The 7,558-nt window shown below is 61.7% G+C and carries 6 protein-coding genes; 3 read left to right on the forward strand and 3 right to left on the reverse strand.

The window, feature by feature from the left end:
* The first annotated feature begins 35 nt into the window (after positions 1-35).
* Together AC5PZ0_RS05750 and AC5PZ0_RS05755 are read left to right on the forward strand one after the other, a co-directional pair.
* On the forward strand, positions 36-905 hold the full coding sequence (locus AC5PZ0_RS05750; RefSeq protein WP_493854513.1) for an efflux RND transporter periplasmic adaptor subunit: 870 nt from the start codon (positions 36-38) through the stop codon (positions 903-905).
* Positions 906-1,065: 160 nt separating this feature from the next.
* A complete protein-coding gene (locus tag AC5PZ0_RS05755) occupies positions 1,066-1,386 on the forward strand; it encodes a DUF2025 family protein (RefSeq protein ID WP_186702577.1) in 321 nt (106 codons plus the stop codon).
* A gap of 45 nt (positions 1,387-1,431) precedes the next feature.
* Here the strand turns inward: AC5PZ0_RS05755 and AC5PZ0_RS05760 are convergent, their stop codons facing one another.
* Positions 1,432-4,020, reverse strand: a complete 2,589-nt coding sequence (locus AC5PZ0_RS05760; protein WP_493854514.1) for a bifunctional diguanylate cyclase/phosphodiesterase — start codon at positions 4,018-4,020, stop codon at positions 1,432-1,434.
* A gap of 56 nt (positions 4,021-4,076) precedes the next feature.
* A complete protein-coding gene (locus tag AC5PZ0_RS05765) occupies positions 4,077-5,150 on the reverse strand; it encodes a diguanylate cyclase (RefSeq protein WP_238216612.1) in 1,074 nt (357 codons plus the stop codon).
* A 130-nt stretch (positions 5,151-5,280) separates the two neighbouring features.
* On the opposite strand from AC5PZ0_RS05765, the gene AC5PZ0_RS05770 reads away from it, so the two are divergent.
* Positions 5,281-6,375: an MBL fold metallo-hydrolase gene (locus AC5PZ0_RS05770; protein ID WP_099430239.1), complete on the forward strand. Its 1,095-nt coding sequence runs from the start codon at positions 5,281-5,283 to the stop codon at positions 6,373-6,375.
* Positions 6,376-6,378: 3 nt separating this feature from the next.
* Here the strand turns inward: AC5PZ0_RS05770 and AC5PZ0_RS05775 are convergent, their stop codons facing one another.
* Positions 6,379-7,275 (reverse strand): formate/nitrite transporter family protein, encoded by an 897-nt coding sequence (locus AC5PZ0_RS05775; protein ID WP_099430238.1) that lies wholly within the window; start codon positions 7,273-7,275, stop codon positions 6,379-6,381.
* Positions 7,276-7,558 lie beyond the last annotated feature (283 nt).

Below are 7,558 nucleotides of genomic sequence, written 5' to 3' on the forward strand. Positions count from 1 at the left end.
AGGCTCTTGTAACGATTTTTGTAAGGAGTGACTCAATGCGTGCCGCCGTACGTACCCTGGTAACCCTGTGTGTGGTGGCCCTTGCCCTGTTGGCAGGCTACCAGCTGTGGCAGTACTACATGCTGACACCCTGGACCCGCGATGCCCGGGTGCGTGCCGACGTGGTGGTGATCGCACCTGACGTTTCCGGTTGGGTGCGTGAGCTCAAGGTGCATGACAACCAGCAGGTCAAGGCGGGCGATTTGCTCATGAGCATCGACCGTGAACGCTTCCAGGCAGCCTTCGACCAGGCCAGCGCCGTGACCGAGACCCGCGCCCAGCAACTGCGCTTGCGCGAGCGCGAAGCGGCGCGACGTACTGCCCTGGGGCCGGAGGCAATCAGTGCCGAGCTGCGTGAAAATGCCCAGATCAACGCCGCCATCGCCCGCGGTGAACTGCATGGGGCCGAGGCGCAACTGCAAGTGGCCAAGATCAACCTGGCGCGCAGCGAAGTGCGGGCGCCGCGCAGTGGCCATATCACCAACCTGCGCCTGGCCCAGGGCAACTACGTGAACACCGGGGAGTCGGTGATGGCCCTGGTGGACGATTCGACCTTCTATATCCAGGCCTATTTCGAAGAAACCAAACTGCCGCGCATCCGCGTCGGTGACACGGTCAAGGTCTGGTTGATGGGGGCGGGCGAGGCAATGCAGGGGCATGTGGAGAGCATCAGCCGGGGTATCACCGACCGCAACAGTAACCCGGACAGCCAACTGTTGCCGGAGGTGGAGCCGACCTTCAACTGGGTGCGCCTGGCGCAGCGGATACCTGTGCGGATCCGCCTGGACGAGATCCCGCAGGGCATGAACCTGAGTGCCGGCATGACTGCCAGCGTGCAGGTGCATGAGGACCGGGTTACGCAATGAAGGGAATGCCGAACCCTCTTACGGGGCTGCCGGCGGCTGGCGGAAAACCTTGACGAATGCGCGGTGACTTGCGTTAGGCTGGCCGCTGCGAGTTGCCCGGCAGAGGCGACCGATTGCAGCCCGGCGTGCGTCACTTTCGACTTGATTGCGAGGTTACGGCATGGCCATCACTTCCCAGGACATCTGCAACGCGGCGGAGCAGCTCAACGGTTTCGTTGGCTTTCATGGCAAGCGCGGCGTTCATATCGTGCGTTTTTCCGAGGACTCGTTCGGCATGGACGTGGCCGACGACAGTATCACCCCCTGCAGCGAATTCGTCTGGCGGCCCGAGCAAGGCCCGCGCATGGCGTTGTGCCGACAACGCCTGGCACTGTTGCTGGACCAGCATGTGGATGACCGCTTGAACATTGGCGAGCCCTTGCGTACTTACCTGCGGCGCAGTGATTTGCCCGAGATCGTGGCCGAGCGCAACAAGCGCTGACGCCCTGCTGTTCAGGGGGGCAGCCTTGTTCTACGAAGGCTGCCTTTACAGCAGGCGCCTGGCCGAGCCTGTGGGCGCCTGTTGCAGCAAGGCTTCGAGCGCTTCTTTAGGTAAAGGCCGGCTCAGGAAATAACCCTGCACCTCATGGCAGCCGTCCTTCTCCAGTGTTTTGAGCTGCTGTTCACTTTCTACGCCCTCGGCCGTCACCGTCAGCCCCATGGCTTCACCCAGGTTGATGATGGCTTGCACCACGGCGCGATCATTGCCACTGGTGTTGTTCAGCCCGGCAATGAAGCGTTTGTCGATCTTGATGCTGTCGAACGGGTACGTGCGCAGATAGCCCAGCGATGAGTAACCGGTGCCAAAGTCATCCATGTTCAGGCGAACGCCCAGCTCCTTTAGCGAATGCATGGTGCTTAGCGCGCCTTCGATGTCGTTGAGCATCACGTTTTCGGTGATTTCCAGTTCAAGGCGCTGGGCGGGGAACGCGGTTTCCAACAGGATCTCGCGAACATCGGCCACCACGTCGCTGCGCAAGAACTGCGCAGGTGACAGGTTTACCGATATCAGTAGGCCCTCCGGCCAGTCGTGGGCCGTGCGGCAGGCTTCGCGCAGCACCCAGCGGCCCAGCGCGACAATGATGTCGCTCTGCTCGGCCAGCGGGATGAAGGTGTCTGGCCCGAGCAACCCCTCCTGCGGGTGCTGCCAGCGCAGCAGGGCTTCGACCGCGACGATGCGCAGGTCGCCCAGGCGATAGCGTGGCTGGTAATGCAACGCGAATTCCTGCTTTTGCAGGGCCCGGCGCAGATCATTCTCCAGTTGTCGGCGGTACTGGATCTGTTTGTTCATTTCGGCGGCGAAGTAGCGCCAGGTGTTCTTGCCCTCTGCTTTGGCCTGGTACAGCGCGATGTCGGCGCAGCGGATCAGTTCGCCGGCATCGAAGCCCAGGGTGCGGCTCTGGGCGACGCCGATGCTGGCGCCGATATGCAGGGGCTGGTTGTCGAAGACGATAGGTTGCTGCAGCAGGTTAATCAGGCGGGCGCAGAAACGGTCGACTTCAGTGCGGTTATCCATGCCATTGAGTACCAGGATGAACTCGTCGCCACCCAGGCGCGCGACCAGGTCGACATCGCGGGTGGTGTCGCGCAGGCGTGTCGCCACCTCTTGCAGCACAGCGTCACCGGCGGCATGGCCGAGGGAATCGTTGATCGGCTTGAAGTTGTCCAGGTCCAGCAGCAGCAACGTGAGTGGGGGCGAGTCGCTGCCGCGCAATAACAACTGCTCAAGGTGCCGGGCGAGTTTGTTGCGGTTGGCAAGCCCGGTCAGCGGGTCATGCAGTGACAGGTGCTGGATGCGTGCATGGGCGTCGACCTCGTCAGTGATGTCGCTGGCGGTGCCGCGAAAACCCGTCGGCTTGCCGTCGTACCAGATCGCCCGTGCCGAGATGCGGCAATAGCGGTTTTGCCCGTTGTGGTCACGGTAGGTACAGCGCAGGTTTGCCAACTGCTGTGGGTCGGCGGCGGCCAACGCGTCCAGCCAGGGTGAGAGTGGCGTGGTGTCGCAGGCCAGCAGTTGGTTCACCGGCTGGCCCAGCCAGTCGTCCACCGGGTAGCCGGTGACGCTGACGAAACGCTGTGAAAGATAGGTCAGGCGTTGTTGTCGGTCGGTTTCCCAGATCCAGTCGGATGCGGCTTCGGCGACGGCCCGAAAACGCTGCTCGCTGGCCTCCAGGGCCTGGTTGCTCTGCTGCAGGCGCGCCAGGCTAAGGTCGATGGCGCGGGAGCTGCGCAAGGCGTGGCGGAACAGGTAAAGCATCACCAAGCCGAGTATCAGCAGCGCGCACAGCAGCGGCGGCAGCATCGCCCACAGTAATTGCTGGCCCGGCAGCGGGCTGGTCCAGGCCAGGTGGAAGCCGGTATCGCCCAGCGCGATACGCTGCTGGCCATGCTCGCCGGTAGCGTCTTTCTCGAGGTGCATGCCCGCCAGGCCGGCGCCGGTTCCCAACCGTGTGAGTTTGTCGTCGGTCAACTGGTCGACGAACAGCATGACGGGTGCCTGGCGCACTTCGCTGTCCGACACGTCCTTGTCTGGGCGAACGGCGGCAGCGCTAAGCACGGCGGGCCAACCGTTGAACAGCACGAACCGGGTGATTTGTTCGCGGGCGCTGGCAGCCCCCCGCGCTTCATTGATGATGGGTTGCAGCGGCGCTTCTATATAAGTGCTGGCGCTCGCTTCACTGGGCTTGCCTTTGAACAGGGCGTAGGTGGTGCGCTGGTCGTCCACCACGAACACACCTTCGTAGCCACTGGCGCTGTATAGCGATTCCCCGACGTTCTTCTCTTCATAGGCCCACTGCCAGTCCGCCTTGCCGGCCAAGTGTTCAAAGGCGGCATCCCACACGGCATAGCTGGACAGGAACTGGCGTGAGGCAAGCAGCCGTTGCTCGAGGGCTTGCGAGGCATGGAAGGCGCTGCGCTGTTGCTCTTGGTGATCGAGGGTGGCGGCGATGTTGAGCAATGCGCCCAAGGTGACCAGGCAGGCCAGGCCAAAGACCACGCAAAAGCCTGCAATCAAGCGGCGAACTTGAAATCGGGGTGTGGGTAGGGTGGGTGGAAGGTTGGCGGTCCTGGCCATGTGCGGGTGACTCCTTCAAGAACAGCAGCCTCCCGCAAGGCAATCAGGAAGGAGGTTCAGTCAGGATAGGCCAGCCTGAGGCCGGTGGCCTCGCGTTGCGCGAAATTGACCTGGTCGCGGCCAGCGTGCTTGGCGGTGTAGAGCGCCTTGTCGGCCTGTTCGAGCCAGTGTTCGGGGGATTCAAGGTCGGCGTCGAAGGCAGACAGGCCGATGCTGAGGCTGATCCGCAAGTGTGGTAATTGCGGGTTGCGGTAGCTCGCCACCCGCTCGCGCAAGCGCTCCATGGCCAGGCAGGCCTGGGCCTCGTTGGTGTCCGGCAGGATCACGCAGAACTCGTCGCCACCGTAGCGCCCGGCCTGGTCGACCTCACGCAGGTTGCGTTTGAGCTCTTCGCTCATCTGGCGCAGGACGCAATCGCCGACTACGTGGCCAAACGTGTCGTTGATGGTCTTGAAGTGGTCGATGTCGATCAGGGCGATGACCGCCTGTTGCTGCTGTTGCTGGCAGGTCTGGAACTTGAGCAGCAGCAGGTCTTTCCAGGCACCGTGGTTGAGCAACCCGGTCAGGCTGTCGGTAAGGCTTAGCGCACTGAGGCGGCGCTTGTGCTCTGCCAGTTTGATTGCCAGGCGGTAGCAGACCCAGCCCAGGGCCAGCGGGTAGAGCGTCAGCATGGGCAAGCACGCGTAAACCTGCAAGGGCGTGGCAGTGAGTTGCAAGCCAGGGCCGAGCACGAGCGTGGCCAGGAGCATGCCGGCAAGCTGGGCCAGCACGCCGCGAACGACCAGGCGCTTGCCGCCTGCGGCCACGTTGTTCATGGTCATCATCGACAGCACGGTCACGCTGGGCAGTGGGTTGAAGTGCATGGCGGCGGTCCAGAAGCCGCCCATCAGCGAGTCCAGCAGCAGGTTGCGCTGTTCTGCCTGATAAGGCGCTGCCGAGCGCATCGCCCACAGGTAGGCCAAATGCGGCCAGACAATCCCGTTGAAGAGCACCAGCAGCCAGACCCAGGTAGGCGGCGATAGCGGCGCCATGGCAGCCATTACACTGAACAGGCCGATGCCCATGCCGATGATGCGCGGCAGGTAGATGCGCTTGACGAAAGAAAGGCCCTTGCCGCTGCGGTTGTCCATCATGGTCATCGTTCTTCTGCTAAGGCGCCGTTTATCGCATAACGCGTGTGAATATTGTTGAACAGTGTTTCATCTATGAAAAATGACCTTACAAGCCAATTCACGGTTGATCTGATCACTGTGGGGTAATATGAAGGCTTTCCTGTTGCTTGGAGTGCTCATGCTCATGGTTCCCATGGCTAACGCTGCCGGCGAATCGGCGCCTCAACGGGACGGTCGTTTCCATAATCAGGCCCGCCTGCCTCAAGACGGCGTGATGAAAAAGCTGCGCATCGGCCTCAAGTACCTGTTTTTGCGCAAGCCGCCCGACACTCGGCCCTCCACCCCCCTCCATGTGCAGCCCATGACCCGGCAGCAGGTGCTTGATGCACCTGATCACAGCCTGTGGCGCCTTGGCCATTCCACGATATTGCTGAAGTTGCGTGGGCGCTTCTTTATTACCGACCCGGTATTCGCCGAGCGCGCCTCACCGGTGCAGTGGGCAGGGCCGCAACGTTTCCATGCGCCACCGCTTGGCCTGGACGAACTGCCGCCATTGGCCGCGGTGATCCTGTCCCATGATCACTTCGATCATCTGGATGAGCAGGCGATTCGACGGCTTGCCCCGCGTACGGGGGTGTTTCTGGCACCGCTTGGGGTGGGTGACCTGCTGATCGAATGGGGGGTTGCAGCAGACAAGGTGCGCCAACTGGATTGGTGGCAGGACACTGAAGTTGAAGGGGTACGCTTTGTCGCGACCCCAGCACAGCACTTTTCAGGGCGTGGCCTGTTCGACAGTAACCGGACCTTGTGGGCGTCCTGGGTGGTGATCGATGAACAGCTGCGGTTGTTTTTCAGCGGCGATACAGGCTACTTCGAGGGCTTCAAGCAGATCGGTGAGCGTTTCGGGCCTTTCGACCTGACCCTGATCGAGACCGGGGCCTATAACGTCGCCTGGCCGAGCGTGCACATGCAGCCGGAGCAGAGCCTGCAGGCACACCTCGACCTGCAGGGGCGCTGGATGCTGCCGATTCATAACGGCACCTTCGACTTGTCCACCCATGCCTGGCAAGAGCCATTCGAGCGCATCCTGGCCCTCACTGAGCAAGCGCAGGTGCGGCTATGCACCCCGCAGATGGGCGAGCGGGTCAGCCTGGACTCGCCGCATGCCGGGCAGAACTGGTGGCAGCCCAAACCTGCGCATCAGCGAGAGCGGTCGACAGAGCGCGCCGTGGCGGTGCGCTGAGGGTCATTTTTCAGTGTCTCGCTGGCGAGGTGAGGGCGGCTTCTGGTCGTCCAGTAAACGCGAAGGCGGCTTACCGCTGTCACTGCGCACCTGCGCATGACTGATCAGCGCGAAGATGAAGCTGCCACCAATGATGTTGCCGGCGAGGGTCGGCAGGGCGAATGCCAGCAAGAAGCTGCGCCAGGTCTCTTCACCGGCCCAGACCAGGTAGGACACTTCCACCGAACCGACGACAATATGGGTGAAGTCACCCAGCGCCATAAAGTAAGTGATCATCAGGATGATCCAGATCTTGGCGTGCTCCATCGACGGGATCATCCAGACCATGGTGGCGATCATCCAGCCCGACACGATGCCTTTGGCGAACATCTGGCCGATGTCGTTCTTCATTACCTTGCGCCCGACCTCTAGGAAGGCCACGTCGGTCTTGCCGTCGAAGATCGGCAGTTCCAGCATGACCCAGGCCACCAGCAGGGTGCCGGCCAGGTTGCCGAGCAATACCACGCTCCATAGGCGCAGCAGGCGACCCAGGTTGGCCAGGGTAGGCGAGGTCATCACCGGCAGCACGGCGGTGAGTGTGTTCTCTGTAAACAGTTGCTGGCGAGCGAGGATCACCGCCAGGAAACCTGCACTGTAGCCAATGCTTGCAATCACCTGGGCGCTGTCGCCCTCGGGGAGGCGGGCATAGAACAACCCCATGGCCATGAGCGAGAGCCCCATCGACAACCCGGCGGCCAGCGCTGACCACCACAGGGCTGCGATCGTGCGCTCAAGCTCTTGGTCGCCCTGGTAGCGAATGATCTCATGCAGCACCGCTGCCCTTGGCGGCTGGTTATGGCTGACCTCCTGCTCTTCGTCCGCCGACAGGCCTGGCGTTTTCTCGCTTTGCGTCTCGCTCATGGTTGCCACGCTCCGTGGGGTGTTTATCTACAGATCGGTTGCGTGTTCATTAGTTGCGAAGGGCGGGCAAACACTACTGGAAAGTTTTTTTAGATCAGGGTGTTGACTCTGATTTCAAAGCGCGTATTATTCGCCTCCTCGCAGCGATGAACGCTTCGGGGCAAGCGGCAAGTTGTTGAAGTTGAAAGCTTTCGAAAGAAAGCGAAGTTAAAAAACTTCAAAATAAACGCTTGACAGCAAATGAGGAAAGCGTAGAATGCGCGCCTCGGTTGAGACGAAAAGT

The organism is Pseudomonas sp. 5.2 (genome assembly GCF_059025405.1).